A 1867-nucleotide genomic window follows, 5' to 3' on the forward strand; every position below is an offset into this window, starting at 1 on the left:
ATCGCCGGCAACGGCGCGGCGCTCGGCACGGGCGCGCTGAACGTATCCGGCACGGGGCGGCACCCTCGCGACGAACGTCGCCGGCACGGTGCTCGGCAATGCAGTGAATCTGGGTGCGGGCGCAACGCTCGGCCTGAACGGCGCCGCCGATCTCGGCCTGAACGGCGCGATCTCGGGCGCGGGCGGCCTGGCGCTCGGCGGTACCGGCGCGACGACGCTGTCCGGCGCGAACACGTTTACGGGCGGCGCGAGCCTGACGGGCGGCGGGAGCCTGATCGTCGGCGGCAACACGGCGCTCGGCGTGGGCGGCGCGTTGAACGTGAGCGACCTCGGCGGTTCGCTGAGCGCGGATCTGGCTGCCGGCGCGGCGCTCGCGAACGACGTCAATTTGAACGGCGCATCGCTGACGCTGAATGGCGCGAACGACCTCGGCCTGAGCGGCGCGATCGGCGGCAGCGGCGGTCTCGTGCTGAGCGGCACGGGGACGACGACGCTGTCCGGCGCGAACACCTTCGGCGGCGGCACGACGCTGAGCGCCGGCACGCTGCTCGCCGGCAGCAATACGGCGCTCGGCAGCGGCGCGCTCAACGTCGCCGGCGCGGGCGGTGCGCTCGGCGCGAGCGTGAACGGCATCGCGCTGGGCAACGCGATGAACCTCGGCGCGGGCGCGACACTTGCATTGACCGGCGCGAACGATCTGGGCCTGAACGGCGTGATCGGCGGTAGCGGCGGTCTCGCGCAAATCGGCTCGGGCATCACGACGCTGACCGGCGCGAACACGTTCTCGGGCGGCACGACGCTGAGCGGTGGCGGCATCCTCGCCGGCAACGGCGCGGCACTGGGCACGGGCGCGCTGAACGTGACCGGCGCGGGCGGCTCGCTCGGCACGACCGTCGGCGGCACGGTGCTCGGCAACGCGATCCAGCTCGGCGCAGGCGCGGCGCTGACGGTTGGGGGTGCGAACGATCTCGGGCTGGGCGGGATCATTTCCGGTAGCGGCGGCCTGTCCGTGAACGGCCCGGGTAGAACGACGCTCACTGCGGCCGAAACGTTTACCGGCGGCACCACGATCGGCAGCGGCACGCTCGCGATCGGCGCGGGCGGCAGTCTTGCCGCGTCGAGCCCCGTCAACCTGACCGGCGCCGGTGCGCAGTTCAATATCAGCGGGGCGACCACGCCGCAGTCGATCGGCACGCTGTCGGGTGTCGCCGGTTCGACGATCGATCTCGGTGCGAACCACCTGACGCTCGCGGGCAGCGGCAGCGGCGTCTTCGCGGGCAACATCGGCGGGGCGGGCGGGCTGACGCTCGCCGGCACCGGCTCGCAGGCGCTGACCGGCAACAACACGTATGCGGGCGGCACCGCGCTGACGGGCGGCAGCCTGGTCGTCGGCAGCGGCGCGGCGCTCGGCCTCGGCGCACTCGACGTCAACGGCTCGGCGTCGCTCGGCGCGAGCGTGCCGGGCGTGACGCTCGGCAATGCGGTCAATCTTGGCGCCGGCGTCACGCTGGGGTTGAACGGCGCGAACGATCTCGGCCTGAGCGGCACGATCGCCGGCAACGGCGGGCTCGCGCAAACCGGCAGCGGCACGACGACGCTGCTCGGGGCGAACACGTTCTCGGGCGGCACCACGCTGAGCGGCGGCGGACTGATCGCCGGCAACGGCGCGGCGCTCGGCACAGGCGCGCTGAATGTGAGCGGGGCGGGCGGCACGCTCGCCACGAACGTCGCCGGTACCTTGCTCGGCAACGCGGTGAACCTCGGCGCGGGCGCGACGCTCGGGCTGAACGGTGCGGCCGATCTGAGCCTCGGCGGCGTGATTGCCGGCAACGGCGGCCTCGCGCAAACCGGCAGCGGCACGACGACG

At 73.6% G+C, this 1867-nt stretch carries 1 protein-coding gene; it reads left to right on the forward strand.

Annotated features, from left to right (window positions below; genetic code table 11):
- Positions 1–103 precede the first annotated feature (103 nt).
- Positions 104–1867 (forward strand): autotransporter-associated beta strand repeat-containing protein (locus JMF86_RS31430; RefSeq protein WP_269189823.1); only part of this gene is annotated, 1764 nt, incomplete at its 3' end.

The organism is Burkholderia sp. E168m15, assembly GCF_016586105.1.
GTDB lineage: Bacteria > Pseudomonadota > Gammaproteobacteria > Burkholderiales > Burkholderiaceae > Burkholderia > Burkholderia orbicola.